The following is a 15,940-nucleotide window of genomic DNA, read 5'->3' as shown; positions in this document are numbered from 1 at the left end:
GCACTGGCGAAGGCGACTTGCCCGCGCATCGAACAAGTGTTCGTGGACTGTGCAGGTGGCGATGCCGACGCATTCGAGCGTGCATTGTTCCTGGCGCGCAAACACTGCGAGCAACGTTTGCGCGAGTACCCCGAGTTCTACATCACCTCGTTGTCGGCGCGCTTGCTGGGTTACAAGGGCATGGTGCTGCCCAAGTATTTGCAGCAGCTGTTTCCGGACCTGGCGCGTGCGGACTTGCAGGCACGCGCGGTGCTGTTCCATCAACGCTTTTCCACCAACACGCAGCCGCGTTGGCCACTGGCGCATCCGTTTCGCTATCTGGCGCATAACGGCGAGATCAATAGCATTGAAGGCAACCGTCGCTGGGCGCAGGCGCGCCGGCAGGTGTGGGCATCGCCGGTACTGGATGTCCGTGAATTTGATGAAGTGGTGTCGATGCACGGCTCCGATTCGCAATCGCTGGACAACGTGCTGGAGTGGTTGCTGCTTGGCGGGATGGATTTGCCCAAAGCCATGCGCATCCTGATGCCGCCAGCCACGCAATCACTGGAATACAAGGATGCGGATCTGGCTGCGTTCTACGAGTACTACGCCATCAATTCCGAGCCGTGGGATGGCCCGGCGGGGGTGGTGACCTGCGATGGCAAACACGCCGCCTGCACGCTGGACCGCAATGGCCTGCGTCCGGCGCGCTGGACGCTGACCACCGATGGCCTGTTCATCATCGCCTCGGAGGCGGGTGTCCTCGACATCGCCGCCGAGCGCGTGCAAGCCAAAGGCAAGTTGGGCCCTGGCGAAATGATCGCGGTGGATTTGCAGGCAGGGTGTTTGCTGGACAACGACGCCATCGATGCCATCAACCGCGCGCGCGCGCCGTACAAGCAATGGCTCAAGCAGGGCATGACCTATCTGCACACCGAGCTGATCGACCCGATGCTGGCCGATGTGCCGTTCGATGATGCCACCGTGCACGGCTTCCAAAAACTGTTCCAGCTCACCCACGACGAACAGGAACGCGTGTTGCGGCCGTTGGCCGAGTTGGAGCAGGAAGCAATTGGCTCGATGGGCGATGACGTGCCGATGGCCGCGATCAGCCAGCGCGTGCGGCCGTTGTACGACTGCTTCCGGCAAGCGTTTGCGCAGGTGACCAATCCGCCGATTGACCCGCTGCGCGAAGCCTGCGTGATGAGCCTGTCCACCCAGATCGGGCGTGAAGGCAATCTGTTTGTGGATGCCGCCAGCAATGTCGATCACGTGCTGCTGAATTCGCCGGTGTTATCGCAACGCAAGTTGCATCAATTGCTCACGCTGCCACGGTTTGCCACGGCGTACCGCTATATCGATTTGTATTTCGATGACGAAACCAGTTTGCAACAGGCGCTGGATCGCATTTGCGCGCAAGCCGAAGAAGCGGTGCGTGCCGGCGATGAATTGCTGATTCTCTCCGATCGTCGGCCACGCCGTGGCGCAGCGGCGGTGCATGCACTACTCGCTACGGGTGCGGTGCATCAGCATTTGGTCAACACAGGGTTGCGCTGCAGCACCAACCTCATCATCGAAACCGGTACCGCGCGTGACCCGCACCACTTCGCCTGCTTGATCGGGTTTGGTGCCACCGCGGTGTATCCGTATCTGGCCTATCAAACCCTGCATGTGCTGGGCCGGCGCGGCATCCTGGGTGGCAAGACCCATGGCGAGCCGGAGCAATTCGGGCGCAGCTATCGGCGCGGGGTGAAAAAAGGTTTGCTCAAGATCCTGTCGAAGATGGGTATCGGCAGTATTGCCAGTTACCGCGGTGCGGGCCTGTTTGAAATCGTCGGCTTGAGTGATGCGGTGGTGGCGCGCTGTTTCGAAGGCACGCCCTCGCGGATTGGCGGTGCGGGCTTTGCGCGTCTGGAAGCCGATGCGCGCAGCTTGGCGGCGCTGGGCTGGGACGATGACGCCGTGCCGGAAGTGGGCGGCTTGTTGCATTACGTGCACGGTGGCGAATATCACCAATACAACCCCGATGTGGTGCAGTCACTGCAACGTGCGGTGATCACCGGCGAGCGCGACGACTGGAAGACCTACACAGATCATGTGAATTTGCGCCCGGCCGCTGCGCTGCGTGATTTGCTGCGCGTGAAGCCTGCCGCCACGCCACTGCCGTTGTCGGAAGTGGAATCGGTGGCTTCGATCGTGAAGCGCTTTGACAGCGCCGCGATGAGTTTGGGCGCACTCTCACCCGAAGCGCATGAAGCACTCGCCATCGCCATGAACCGGTTGGGTGGACGCAGCAATTCCGGCGAAGGCGGCGAAGACCCGGCGCGCTACGGCACCGACAAGCGCAGCAAGATCAAGCAAGTCGCCTCCGGCCGGTTTGGGGTGACGCCCGAATACTTGAACAATGCCGAAGTCCTGCAAATCAAGCTGGCACAGGGTGCAAAGCCCGGCGAAGGGGGCCAGCTGCCGGGTAGCAAGGTGAACCCGATGATTGCGCGCCTGCGCTATGCCAAGCCCGGCATTGGGCTGATTTCACCGCCACCGCACCACGATATTTATTCGATTGAAGATCTTGCGCAATTGATTTTTGACCTGCGCCAGGTCAACCCGCATGCGCTGATCTCGGTGAAGTTGGTCAGCCATGCCGGGGTGGGCACGATTGCCGCAGGCGTGGCCAAAACCGGCGCGGATCTGATCACCATTTCCGGCCACGATGGCGGCACCGGGGCCAGCCCGATCGGTTCAATTCGCTATGCCGGCGTGCCGTGGGAATTGGGTCTGGCCGAAGCGCGACAAGCCCTACAAGCCAACGACTTGCGCGGGCGCGTGCTGTTGCAAACCGATGGCGGCTTGAAGACCGGTTTGGATGTGATCAAGGCGGCGCTATTGGGTGCCGATAGTTTTGGCTTTGGCACTGCACCGATGATTGTGTTGGGTTGCAAATACCTGCGCATCTGCCATCTCAACAACTGTGCGACCGGTATGGCCACGCAAGACGAACGCCTGCGTCGCAATGCCTTCAAAGGCATGCCGGAGCGGGTGGAGTGCTTCTTCCGCAATATCGCCGAAGACGTACGCGAATATCTGGCGCTGCTGGGCCTGCGCACGCTGCAAGACGCGGTGGGCCGTACCGATCTGCTGGAGCAGGTGTTGCGCGCCACCCGCGAAGATGTGGAGGTGGATCTGTCGCGCCTGTTGGCCGCTGATGCCGGGCACGCCCGCAGCTATTGCGGCACCCCCGCGCTGCAAGCGCCACCCGATGGCTTGGCCGCACAGCTGGATGCCGCGCTCACCGAGGTGATTGGCAAGCGGCAAGGCGGCCAGTTCAGCGGTCACATTCGCAACACCGACCGCAGCATCGGCACGCGCTTGTCCGGCCAGATTGCGCGGGTGCACGGCAATACCGGCATGAGTGAATATCCCATTGCGGTGCAATTGACCGGCAGCGCCGGGCAAAGTTTTGGCGCGTTCAATGCGGGGGGCCTGCATTTGCAGTTGATCGGCGAGGCCAATGATTACGTCGGCAAGGGCATGGCCGGTGGTCGCATCGTGTTGCAGCCGCCAGCGGCGAGCCGGTTTGCTTCACAAGACACCCCGATCCTGGGCAACACCTGTTTGTACGGTGCTACCGGCGGTGAGCTGTATGCCGCAGGCCGTGCCGGCGAGCGTTTCGCGGTGCGCAATTCGGGGGTGGTGGCGGTGATTGAAGGTGCGGGTGACCATTGCTGCGAATACATGACCGGCGGGGCTGTGGCGGTGCTGGGCCGCACCGGCTTGAACTTCGGTGCAGGCTTCACCGGCGGGTTGGCCTATGTGCTGGATCTGGAGCGCGATTTCGTCGATCGCTACAACCATGAGTTGATCGACATTGCGCGCATCACGCCAGAAGGGTTGGATGGCTACCGCCAGCACCTGACCGATTTGATCGACGCGCACGCACGCCTGACCGGCAGCGCGTGGAGCGCACGCATTCGCGACAACTTCCGTGATTTCGTCGGCAAGTTCTGGCTGGTCAAACCCAAGGCGGCAAGCCTGGAAGCGCTGGCCAATGAATTGAAGAGGGCGGCGTGATGAGCCAGAAAAACCTGTTCCAATTTCTGGATGCCGCGCGCGAGATGCCCGCCAAGGTGCCACTGGTGCAGCGCACGGCAGGCAGTTTTGATGAGCTGTACGGGAAATTTGGCGAAGCCGAAGCCAAGCATCAATCCGGCCGCTGCCTGGACTGCGGCAATCCGTATTGCGAAGCCAAATGCCCCGTGCACAACTACATCCCGAACTGGTTGGAGTTGGTGCAGCAGGGGCGCGTGATTGAAGCGGCCGAGTTGTGCCACGAGACCAACCCGCTGCCGGAAATGTGCGGCCGCGTGTGCCCGCAAGACCGCCTGTGCGAAGGCGCGTGCACGCTCAACGAAGACTTCGGTGCGGTGACGATTGGGGCCGTGGAAAAATACATCACCGATACCGCATTCGCGCAAGGCTGGCGGCCGGATCTGTCCAAGGTCAAACCCACCGGTAAGCGGGTGGCAGTGATTGGCGCCGGCCCTGCGGGCTTGGCCTGCGCCGACCGCTTGGCGCGCAGTGGCATTGCCGTCACCGTGTTCGACCGCTACGAACAAATTGGCGGGCTGCTGCAATTTGGCATCCCCAGTTTCAAGCTGGACAAAGCCGTGATTGCCACCCGCCGTGCGGTACAAGAAGGCATGGGCATCCAATTTCGCTTGGGCGTGGAAATTGGCCGCGACCTGACTATCGACGCCTTGCTGCATGACTTTGATGCGGTGTTTCTAGGCTTGGGCGCGTATCGCTATACCGATGGCGGACTGCCCGGCCAAGACTTGCCGAACGTGCTGCCCGCATTACCGTTCCTCGTGCAAAACGGGCGCGTGGTGACCGGCGGCGAGCCCAATGGCAAACCCATTGCCGGTTGGGAAGACACCTTGAAATTGCCAGATATGCACGGCAAGCGGGTGGTGGTATTGGGCGGCGGCGATACCGGCATGGACTGCGTGCGCAGTGCGGTGCGCTTGGGCGCGGCCAGTGTCACCTGCGCGTATCGCCGTGACGAGGCCAATATGCCCGGCTCGGCGCGGGAAGTGGCCAACGCCCGCGAAGAAGGCGTGCACTACCGCTTCAATTGCCAGCCGCTGGAGATCCTCGCCGATGCGCAAGGCCAGACCAGCGGTGTGCGGGTGATTGAAACCCGGTTGGCCGCGCCGGATGCGCAAGGACGACGTACCGCGGAACGTATCCCCGGCAGCGAGTCGGTAGTGGACGCCGATGTGGTGATCATCGCGTTTGGGTTCTCGCCACAGCTGCCGGCATGGTTGGCGCCACTGGGCGTGCAAGCGCATGCCAATGGCCGCTTGCAGGTGGGTGGCAATGGCCGTTTGCCGTATCAAACCGGCCACGATCAATTGTTCGCGGGCGGCGATTGCGTGCGTGGCGCAGACCTGGTGGTGACCGCCGTGCAAGAGGGCCGCGATGCGGCGGTCAGCATGGCGCGCGCACTGCGCGGGATGAAAGCCATTCCGGTGGCATTGGCGGCAGGCTGAATGCAAAAAAACGGCGGGGTTCCCCCTGCCGGCATTCGCGGCGAAGATAGGCGCATGCGCGCTGTCTTCGTCCTTGCCATCTGTGTGCTTGCGTTTGCAGGCAGCGTGCCTGCGCAAACAGTTGCGCCAGCCGCGCCAGTCGCGCCAGTCGCGCCAGTCGCGGCCACGGTCACCGTGTACCGCTGCACCGATGCCGGCGGCATGGTGAGCTATTCCAGCACGCCGTGTGCGGCGGGCAGCAAGCAGCAAATCCGCAGCTCCGTGCGGCCGGTGGATGCGCCGCCACGGCTGGCCGTGCCACAAGTGGCGTCACCACCAGCCAAGCCCGAGGCTGCGCCACAGGGAGTGCAGCGCACGGTGTATCTGGTGCCGCCCAGGCCGATGTTCGAGTGCACCACACCCGATGGCAAGCGCTATACCAGTGACGATGACCGTGGCAACCCGCGCTGGGTGCCGCTGTGGACACTGGGCTATCCCACGGTGCGGCCCACGTCATCGCTGGGCAGCAATATCGGCCACCCGGAGCGCGTGATGCATCCACATCCGCGCGATGTGAATTGGCCGGTGGCCACGGGAGGTGGCACGTGGATTCGCGACGCGTGCGTGCAGCTGCCGCCGGCGGATGTCTGCGCACGCTTGCGTGACCGCCGCGACGCGATCCGCACCCGCTTTTTCAACGCGCAGGAAAAAGAACGCGACACCCTGCGGATTGAAGAACGCAGCGTCAATGCGCGCTTGGACAATGATTGTGGTGGGCATTGAGATGGGCCGAGTCATTTTCATCGTATTGCTGATGCTATGCGCGGCGCGGGTGCACGCACAGGAAACGGTTTTTTACAAATGCACCGATGCCAAGGGCACGGTGTCGATGCAAAACGGCACGCCGTGTGCGGCCGGCATGCAGCAGGAAGTGCGCAAAGTGGGCGAGGTGAAAACCGTGCCGGTGCCTGCAGCAAAACCGAAAGCCGAGGCGCCACCGACGCCGCCACCGCTGTATGGTGAGTTTGTGCAGGTGGGCGGTCCACGCACGCAGCGCACGCCGGCGGCAGAGGCCGCAACGCTGCCCGCGGCACCCGCCTTGTATCAATGCACGACCTGGAAGGGCGATACGTATCTGGGTGACACCGCAACACCGGAACCCCGCTGCGCGCCCTTGCAAGTGGTGGGCATCGACGGCAGCGCCGCACTGGGAATGGGTGAAGCCTGCGAGATGAAGCAAGACAGTTGCACCGAAATTCCCGCCGACCAACTGTGCAACGCTTGGTATCGGCGGCTGGATGAGGCCGACTTCAAGCTGCGCTATGCCGATGCGCAAAGCCGGCACGAGCGGCAAGCGGCATTGGATGCCATCAATACCAAGATCAAAGCCAGCCGTTGTGCAACATCGGTGGCTTCCGACAAACCCGGCGCGCCGGCTCCATCCAGGAAGCCGTAAGCTTTGCGCAACGCAACGATATTGGATGTGAATGGATAGCGGCGGTCTGGAACTTGCGTTGGTGTTTTTGCTGGCAGCGGTGCTGGCGGTGCCGTTGTTCAAGCGGTTCGGCTTTGGCGCGATCTTGGCGTATCTGGCCACCGGCGTGTTGCTGGGCCCACATGAACTGGCACTGGTGCGTGACCCCACAAGGGTGTTGGCGGCCAGCGAAATTGGTGTGGTGATGTTGCTGTTCGTGATTGGGCTGGAGCTATCGCTGGCGCGACTGAAGCTGATGCGGCGGCCGATTTTTGTGGTGGGCGGGTTGCAAGTGTTGCTGTGTGGAGCGGCCTTGGGTGGCTTGGCACTGCTGGCAGGCCTGGCCTGGAAGGCCGCGTTGGTGGTGGGCGTGGGTTTGGCATTGTCTTCCACTGCGGTAGGTTTGCAACTGCTGGCCGAGCGCAAGGAGTTGGCGGCCGAACATGGCCGGTTGGCGTTTGCGATTCTGCTGTTTCAAGATCTGGCCGCGATTCCTTTATTGGCGGCCATTCCATTGTTGGGCAAGGCCAAAAGTGCCGGCCTGGAATGGACCGACGTGCTGCGCGCAGTGTCATTGATCGCAGCACTGGTGGTGGGAGGGCGCTACCTGTTGCGGCATTTGTTCCGCGTCATTGCCCGCACCGATCTGCCGGAAGTGTTTACCGGCGCCGCCCTACTGGTGGTGCTGGGCAGTGCGTGGGTGATGGAATTGGCTGGCTTGAGCGCAGGTCTGGGTGCGTTTTTGGCCGGGGTGTTGCTGGCCGAATCCGAATACCGGCATGAGTTGGAAGCACAGATCAAGCCGTTTGAAGGCCTGCTGCTGGGGCTGTTCTTCATGGCGGTGGGAATGGGGATTGATGTGCAACGCATCCTTGCGGAACCGTTGCTGATTGCCGCTGGTGTAGCCACCTTGATGATGGTCAAATCCGGCTTGTTGTTCGCGCTGGGCCGCAGCTTGGGGCGTTTGGATACGCGTGGCGCGTGGTTGCTGGCGGGGGTATTGGCGCTAGGTGGTGAATTTGCCTTTGTGGTATTTGGCGAAGCGTTTCGTGCCAAGTTGGTGGATGCTGCTACCCGCGATCGTTTGATCGCGATTGTTGGCTTGTCGATGGCGCTGACGCCGTTGCTGTTGATGATTGCGTCCAAATTGATGCCGCCACCCGCCAAGACACCGCCACGCGAGTTCGACACCATTCCTGCGGATCGCCACCCGCAGGTCCTGGTGGCGGGCTTCGGCCGGTTTGGCCAGATCGTGGCGCGCTTGTTGCGGGCGCAGGGCATTCCCTATATCGCCATCGACCCGGATATCGAACAGGTCAATTTGTCGCGCAGCATGAGCAGCGATCAGATTTACTATGGCGATCCCACCCGCTTGGCGCTGCTGCGCTCGGCCGGTGCGGCGCGGATCAAGGTGTTTGTGGTCGCCATCAATGGCGTGGAAGCCAGCCTGCGGATGGTGCGGCTGGTGCGCAAGCACTACCCGCAAGCCAAGGTATTTGCCCGTGCGCGTGATCGTCGGCATGCCTGGCAATTGATCGATCTTGGCGCGCAGGTGCTGCGTGAAACGTTTGGCAGCAGCTTGGAAATGGGCCGCGATGTGCTGATGGCCTTGGGGATGTCGCGCGAGCAAGCGGATGACCGCGCGCATCGATTCCGCGAATGGGATGAGTCGTTGTTGGAGTCCCAACGCATGTTGCAGGATGATGAAGATGCGTTGTTGCAGGCCACTCTGGATGCTCGTGATGAGCTGGAGAGCCTGTTCGAAGCCGATGCCGGGGCTGCTATCGCGCAAGTCAAGGTTGAGTGAGCATTGCCTGGATTGTGCCGAGCGCTTAGTCCTTCAAGAACCGCGCCATCGACAGCGGGCCTGTCGTCGGGGTTGCCGTTGGTGCCAACTGTGCGGCGATTTCGACATAGCCACGCAGTTGCGCCACTTCCCGTGGCGTGCGCCCGGCGTTGTCGCGCAGTTGCGGGTCTGCTCCGGCGTGCAGTAATCGTTGCGCCACGCGCTGCAGACCATGCATGGCAGCCAGATGCAGGGGACTCAGCCCACGCGCATCGCAGATATCCAAGCGTGCATCTTCGTCCAGCAGGCGCTCTACACCCGCCAGCAGTACGTCTTGGTTACTGGGGGTGCCAGGTTCGGTACGTGCGCCCAGCAACAGCAGCAGTGGCGTCGCGCCATTATTGGCGCGGGCCTGAGCATCGGCGCCGGCCAATAGCAGGGCATCCAGCAGCGCCATCAGACGGCTGCGGTCGCGCTCGGTGAAGCCATACATCGCCGCGCAATGCAGAGGGGTGTAGCCCTGCGCATCGCGTGCATGCAGATCCGCGCCAACCTGCAGTAGCCGGGACACCACTTCAGGCAGGCCCAGTGCCGCTGCCAGCATCAGCACGGTGACGTCGCCGGGCAGGCGGTGTTCAGTGCTGCAACCAGCCTGCAACAGCAAATCCACGATCGCCAATTGCCGCTTGCTGACTGCGGCCGACAGCGGGGTGGCCCCGGTACTTGCCGCCAGATCGGGATTTGCCGCTTGCGTGAGCAAGTAACTGACCAACTCGTGATGCCCGCTACCGGCCGCGCGTAGCAGGGCGGTACAACCCTGCGCATCCACCGCATCGACGGCAAAGCCCAGCGCTAACAGCCGCTGCACCGCAGGCAGGTCGCCGGCGATGGCCGCAGCTGGCAGATCGGATGCCTGCAAGCGACGATGTGGCAGCCGCCAGTTGGACCAATCCAGCCATTCCAGCAACGCACGTTGACCGCTGGCCAGGGCGATGCCGAGCGGCGTTTGGCCGTCGGCAGCGCGCCGATCCGGGGCTGCACCATGCGCCACCAGCAGCTTCAGTGCGTACTGTCGACCCAACGTAGCGGCATGGTGCAGGGCCGCCATGCCACGGTTGTCGCACACTTCCGGATCCACGCCCAGCAGCAGTAACCGCTGCAGCAAGCCATCCCAACCCAGGCGCACCGCATGCAACAACGGTGCAGAGGCGGTCTGCCCAGCGGCGAATGGATCAGCGCCGCGCTCCAAAAGTTCCAGTGCAAAGGTTTCGCCTGGATGGGTGGGGGTGGCACTGGTACAGGCGGCGAGGAAGCTGGCCAGCCCGCCGGCACCGGCCGGCGATGCGCCAGCGGCAAACAACAGCTGCAGCACCGGGATCGCGGTAATGCCTTGTTGCAACCCTGCGGGTACCGGCATGGTATTGGCGGGAAGGCGTGCCTCGGGATTGGCCCCGTGCTGTAGCAGCCAGCGCAGGCGTGCGGGTTCCGCTGCCACCTCATCATCCAGCAGCAGGGCATCGAAATCGCGCGGTGCCAGCTGCGCGGCCAATGCTTGTAGCCGCTGCGCTGCGGCGTTTTCCAACAGGCCTTCGCGCAGGAGCAACAGCGGTGGGCGATCGGACGTTGTACTGCCATCGTCAGTCAGCGCCACCGGCAGGGCGCGGCGCGGGTCGAGCAAGCCCACCAGGTTCCAGCGCCCGGTCGCTTCGGCCATGTCCAGACTACTGCGACCGTGGGCATCCAGTGCGTGCGGATCCAACCCGAGGTCACGCAAATCAGCAACCAGATCCATCACCGGGGTTTCGGCGGCGCATGCCAAATGCAGGGCGGTGTTGCCACTGGCATCGCAGGCATGCACGTCGGCACCGGCCGCGATCAATACCTCCAAGGCGTGCATGGCGCCGTTGCGAACCGCATCCAGCAAAGGGGTGCGGCCGTCGGCGGCCTTGGCATTGACCTCGGCACCGGCTTCCAGCAAGGCGCTGCAGACTTCGGCGTGATCGGCAGCGGCCGCTTCATGCAGTGCGCTGCGGCCATGTGCATCGCGGGCGTTGACCCGCGCCTTGTGCCGCAACAGCAGTTGCACGCCGGCGGCATCGTCTTCGTCACTGGCTGCTGCCGACAACAGGGCGGGCTGGCCGCCGTCGATTTCGGCGTGCGCGCCACGTTCCAACAGGAACCGTGCCAAGCGCCAGTTGCCGGCGGCGCAGGCACTTCCCAAGGGCGATATGCCCTCATGATTGAGGGCATCGAGATTGGCCCCTGCATCACGTAACAAAGCCGCCACGCCGGGATCAGAGCTGCGTGCGGCGTGGTGCAGGGGGGTATTGCCGTCGGTATCGGTAATGTGCGGGTCGGCGCCGTTGGCGAGCAAGGTCATTACCGCCTCGGGCCGCCCATGCCAGCTATCCCGGGTGGCGGCCAACAACGGATTGATGCCGTCCTGCAAGGCATTCACGTCAACCTTGTGCTCGATCAACGCACGCAGCAGGCGCAAATCGGGAAGCACGGCAGCCAGTACGGCCAAACTGCGGCGGTCGCGGGTCGTGGGGTCGGCGGGTGCCAGCGGGTCGGCTCCCGAGGCCAGCAGCGCCAGTGCCCGATCCACCCGGCCATTGCGTGCCGCCTGTTGCAATTGCCGCGACAACATCGAGATTTCGGCGGCAGCCGGTGCCGGTGCGATGCCGGATTGGGCGGGAGTTGGAAACAGCGTTGTCACAGGGTTGGGCGCTGGCAGTGGTGGCTGCAGGTTGGGAGCGTCCTCAAGGACGATTTCGATGGCATCGTCCGTGTCGGCGACTTCACTCTCAAATTCAGGCGCTGCGGTGGCCCCATGCGTGGCCATATCCACCACCGGCAAGCCGTGCAGTTGGGGGTGGATGGTCGCGGCGCGGGGTACAGCCACCTTGGTTCCCGCTTGCACCAGCAGATGCGCCAGTGGTACCAGACAGGCATATGCGGCCCCGGCGAAGAGTCGCGCCGGCCCGGTCAGCAGTTCCGGCCAAGCCAGGCACAGACCACCGGCCAGGAGCGCGGTGATCGGCGTGGCGACTTGCAGCAACCCGCGCCAACTTGCACGCGTTGCAGCTGGCGGGTGCGCATCAGGGGGCCGGGCGGCGTCGCCATAAGCCTCCAGTCGTTGCCATTGCGGCCACTGCCACCACACCCCGATCAGCAACAGGCCTGCCATGCCGCTGAGCAGCAGGCTGTGGCCAAGCGAAGGTGCACTTTGCAGCAAGGCCAATGGCCCGCCGATCAGCAACAGGCAGGCGAGTGCAGCCCCGCCCCAGCGCAACGCCAAGTGGCCACTGTCGCTCCATAACCCGGCATTGCCACGGCTGCCACGCAGCAGCGCGACGCCAAGCGCTGCTGCGGTTTGCGCGCACCACGCCAGCACGCCGGCAACACTCGGTTTGATCCAGCCTGCACCGGCCAACAGCGAACCGGCAAAGTGTTCACCCACCAGCAACAAACCCGGCAGTAGTAGGCTCAGAACCAGGAATGAAGCGCCGGCCAAGGGTGAACGCTCAGGCATCTGTGCCCCAGTCCTCGCTCATTGGGTCGGCCATGCTGGGCGGAAATTGCACATGAAAGCCGCGAGCGGCCAAGTTGTTGCGCACCACATCGACGTTCCCCCGCGCCAGCCGGCGTTCCGGTGTCAGCGCCACTTCCAGCACAAACTGCAGGCCACCCAATTGCGCACGCAGGGGCTCGGGCAGGCAGTCGAATGCATCGCGACTGGCCAGATAGACATAGGTGTCAACCTTCTTCAGGCTCTTGTAAACAAAGGCAAGCATCGCGTTGCAGCGGCCGCATCCAGAGGAATCAACCACAGATTGTGCGGGAAACTGCGCCGCTCGTGAACCTGCACGGGACTTTGGGCACAGGTTTGATGCTGGCGGGCTGCTACCCTGCCGCCTTTGTCTGCATCGGATTTTGCCATGCGTTGTGCTCCGCTCGGGTTTGCCGTTCTCACCATCGTCGTCGCCAGCCTTCCTGCAAACACCGTGGCACAGGTGGCGGGCACCGCTACAGCAGGCAAAATCACCCTGACCCAAGCCATGGCCGACCCCGACTGGATCGGCCCGCAAGTGGAAGGTGGTTGGTGGCGTTGGGATGGCAAGGCCGCGCAATTCCTGCTCAAGCACAAGGGCGAAACCTACCGCGATACTTGGCAGGTGGGCCTGGAGGGCGCAGCGCCAGTGCAATTGGACAATGCCGCGCGCGCCAATATCGACGCCGGCAACATGGTGGTTGCCGATGACGGCAACCACAGCGCATTTGTGCGCAGTGGCGATGTGTTCGTGCGCGATCTGCGCAGTGGTGCGCTGACCCAACTTACCCGCGACACCACTCCCGCCACGCGCCTGCAATGGAGTCACGATGGCGGCCTGATCTGGGCGCAGGGGCCAGCGTGGTATCGCTGGGATGGGCGCAGCGTGGCGGTGGCGGCGCAGCTCAAAACCGAAGACGCACCGGGCACTGCTCCCAAGGCCGACGATCTGCGGGATCGCCAGCTGCGCTTGATCGACACCCTGCGCGATGACCGCGCCCGTCGCGAGGCCAACCGCGAGCAGATGGACGCGATGCGCAAGGCCGACCCCACCCGCGCACCCGCGCCGGTGTATCTGGGCAAGGATGTGGAGGTGGCCGATTCCGCGCTATCCCCCGACGGGCGCTGGCTGCTGGTGGTCACCACCGCCAAGGGTGCCGATGCCGGGCAGGCCGGCAAGCTGCCCAAATACGTCACCGAATCGGGCTATGAAGAGTTTGAGGATGTGCGCACGCGGGTAGGCCGCAATGCGCCAGTGCCGCAGCGGTTGTGGCTGGCCGAGCTGGCCAGTGGCAAGCTGACTGAACTGCATGTCGATCCGTTGCCCGGCATCCACGACGACCCGCTGGCCGCGCTGCGCAAAGCCGCCGGCAAGGATGCGCTGAAAGGTAATCGTCCGCTGCAAATCACCGGCGATAGCAGCGCCCTGAAATGGTCCAGCGATAGCCGCAATGCTGCAGTGATGTTGCGTGCCATCGACAACAAAGACCGCTGGATCGCCAGCGTCGATTTGGCCAAGGCCACCCTGCAACCGCGCCATCGCTTGCATGATGACGCGTGGATCAACTGGGGCTTCAACGAATTTGGCTGGATGCCGGACAACCACACGCTGTGGTATCTGTCCGAAGAAAGCGGCTTCTCGCATCTCTACACACTCGATGGTGGCAAACGCGTGCAACGCACCGATGGCCCCTGGGAAACCTCGCAAGTGGTGGTCTCCCGTGACGGTACGCGTTTCTATTTCCTGTGCAATCGCAGTGCACCGATTACCTACGAGGTGTGCACAACGGCTGCGCAAACCGGCAGCGTGCAAGCGGTGACGGCGCTGCATGGCGTGGAAGATTTTTCGCTATCACCCGATCAAACCAAGTTATTGGTGCGGCACTCTTCGGCCTATGTGCCGCCGCAATTGTCGGTGGTCAATGCCAACGGTGGTGCGGCGCAAGCACTCACCGATACCCGCACGGCGGACTACAAAGCGCGTACCTGGATTCAGCCGCGATATGTGCAAATCCCCAGCAAGCACGGGGCCGGCACGATCTGGGGCAAGTACTACGGCCCACCAACACCCGAGCCGGGCAAGACATATCCGATCGTGATGTTCGTGCATGGTGCCGGGTATTTGCAGAACGCCTCGCAGCGCTGGCCCGCTTATTTCCGCGAACAGATGTTCCACAACCTGCTGGTGGACGAAGGCTACATCGTGCTGGATCTGGATTACCGTGCCAGTGAAGGCTATGGCCGTGATTGGCGCACCGCGATCTATCGCTGGATGGGCAAGCCCGAGCTGGAAGATTATCTGGATGGTCTGGATTGGTTGGTTGAAACCAAGCAAGGCGACCGTGGCCATGCTGGTATCTACGGCGGCAGCTACGGTGGGTTCATGACCTACGTGGCGTTGTTCAAGGCGCCGGGTGTGTTCAAGGCCGGCGCCGCGTTGCGCCCGGTGGCGGATTGGTCGCAGTACAACCACGAATACACGTCCAACATCCTCAACACGCCCGAGCTCGACCCCGAAGCGTACACGCGCTCGTCGCCGATCGAATTTGCGGCCGGCCTGCAAGATCATTTGCTGATCGCGCACGGCATGATCGACGACAATGTGTTCTTTCGTGATTCGGTGGTGATGACGCAAAAACTCATCGAGCTGCGCAAAGACAAGTGGGAACTTGCGCCGTATCCGCTGGAGCGACATGGCTTCACCCATCCCGACAGCTGGTATGACGAATACCGTCGCATCCACGCATTATTCGAACGCACCTTGAAGTAAGTCCTGCCCATGCTGCGCATCACCGACCTCAAATTGCCGCTGGATCACACCGACGCCGCACTCAGTGCGGCGATCGTGGCGCGGCTGGGCATCGCGGCAACCGAATTGACCGGCTATCGCATCGCCAAGCGCAGCTACGATGCACGCAAACGCGGCGCAATCGTGCTGATTTATGCGCTGGATGTGGACACCCCGCGGCAAGCCGAGCTGTTGCAGCGCGCCCGCGAGAACGCAGACAGCAAGCTGCACCCCACCCCGGATACCACGTACGCCTTCGTGGCCAAAGCCCCGCCGCAACTGCCGCTGCGCCCGCTGGTGATCGGCATGGGGCCGTGCGGGTTGTTCGCCGGGCTGGTGCTGGCGCAGATGGGGTTCCGCCCGATCATCCTGGAGCGCGGCAAGGCGGTGCGCGAACGCACGGTGGACACCTGGGGCCTGTGGCGCCGCAAGGTGCTGGACCCCGAATCCAACGTGCAGTTCGGCGAGGGCGGCGCGGGCACGTTCTCCGACGGCAAGCTGTACAGCCAGATCAGCGACAAGCAGCACTACGGCCGCAAGGTGCTCACCGAATTCGTGGCCGCTGGCGCGCCGGAGGAAATCCTCACCGTCAGCAAGCCGCACATCGGCACCTTCCGGCTGGTGTCGATGGTGGAGAAGATGCGCGCCACCATCGAATCGCTGGGCGGCGAGATCCGCTTCGGCCAGCGCGTCGACGACCTGCTGGTCGAGACCGATGCCGCCGGTACCCGCCACCTGCGCGGCGTGGCGCTGGCCAGCGGTGAACAGATCCGCGCCGACCACGTGGTGCTGGCCTTGGGCCACAGCGCGCGCGACACCTTCGCCA

Annotated in this window: 8 protein-coding genes and 1 pseudogene; 7 read left to right on the top strand and 2 right to left on the bottom strand. The window is 63.3% G+C overall.

Annotated elements, in window-relative coordinates:
- From gltB to QWB57_RS05640, 5 genes are all read left to right on the top strand, one after another.
- Positions 1-4,053: glutamate synthase large subunit (gltB, locus tag QWB57_RS05660; RefSeq protein WP_288968689.1), on the top strand; the 4,053-nt coding region annotated here is incomplete at its 5' end.
- Positions 4,053-5,534 carry an FAD-dependent oxidoreductase gene (locus tag QWB57_RS05655; RefSeq protein WP_223629696.1) on the top strand — a complete coding sequence of 494 codons (1,482 nt, stop codon included), beginning with the start codon at positions 4,053-4,055 and terminating at the stop codon, positions 5,532-5,534. The genes gltB and QWB57_RS05655, both read left to right, overlap by 1 nt.
- A gap of 54 nt (positions 5,535-5,588) precedes the next feature.
- A complete protein-coding gene (locus QWB57_RS05650) occupies positions 5,589-6,296 on the top strand; it encodes a DUF4124 domain-containing protein (protein ID WP_288968688.1) in 708 nt (235 codons plus the stop codon).
- Positions 6,262-6,969 (top strand): DUF4124 domain-containing protein, encoded by a 708-nt coding sequence (locus tag QWB57_RS05645; protein ID WP_223629694.1) that lies wholly within the window; start codon positions 6,262-6,264, stop codon positions 6,967-6,969. The genes QWB57_RS05650 and QWB57_RS05645 overlap by 35 nt, the downstream gene beginning before the upstream one ends.
- A gap of 31 nt (positions 6,970-7,000) precedes the next feature.
- The gene (locus tag QWB57_RS05640) at positions 7,001-8,794 is read left to right on the top strand and encodes a monovalent cation:proton antiporter-2 (CPA2) family protein (RefSeq protein WP_223629693.1); all 1,794 of its coding nucleotides are present in this window, start codon (positions 7,001-7,003) and stop codon (positions 8,792-8,794) included.
- A gap of 25 nt (positions 8,795-8,819) precedes the next feature.
- On the opposite strand, the gene QWB57_RS05635 is transcribed toward QWB57_RS05640, so the two are convergent.
- Together QWB57_RS05635 and QWB57_RS05630 are read right to left on the bottom strand one after the other, a co-directional pair.
- Positions 8,820-12,308: an ankyrin repeat domain-containing protein gene (locus QWB57_RS05635; protein WP_223629692.1), complete on the bottom strand. Its 3,489-nt coding sequence runs from the start codon at positions 12,306-12,308 to the stop codon at positions 8,820-8,822.
- Entirely contained in the window at positions 12,301-12,570 is a 270-nt protein-coding gene (locus tag QWB57_RS05630) for a YcgL domain-containing protein (protein WP_288968686.1), read from the bottom strand. The genes QWB57_RS05635 and QWB57_RS05630 overlap by 8 nt, the downstream gene beginning before the upstream one ends.
- Before the next feature lie 144 nt (positions 12,571-12,714).
- Here QWB57_RS05630 and QWB57_RS05625 point away from each other — a divergent pair, with 144 nt between their 5' ends.
- Together QWB57_RS05625 and QWB57_RS05620 are read left to right on the top strand one after the other, a co-directional pair.
- Positions 12,715-15,096 (top strand): S9 family peptidase, encoded by a 2,382-nt coding sequence (locus QWB57_RS05625; RefSeq protein ID WP_288968685.1) that lies wholly within the window; start codon positions 12,715-12,717, stop codon positions 15,094-15,096.
- Positions 15,097-15,105: 9 nt separating this feature from the next.
- Positions 15,106-15,940 (top strand): annotated as a pseudogene (locus QWB57_RS05620) (hypothetical protein); the annotation flags it as partial.

The organism is uncultured Thermomonas sp. (genome assembly GCF_937872235.1).
GTDB classification, from domain to species: Bacteria; Pseudomonadota; Gammaproteobacteria; order Xanthomonadales; family Xanthomonadaceae; genus Thermomonas; species Thermomonas beijingensis.
This window is presented reverse-complemented; position numbering and strand designations above follow the sequence as displayed.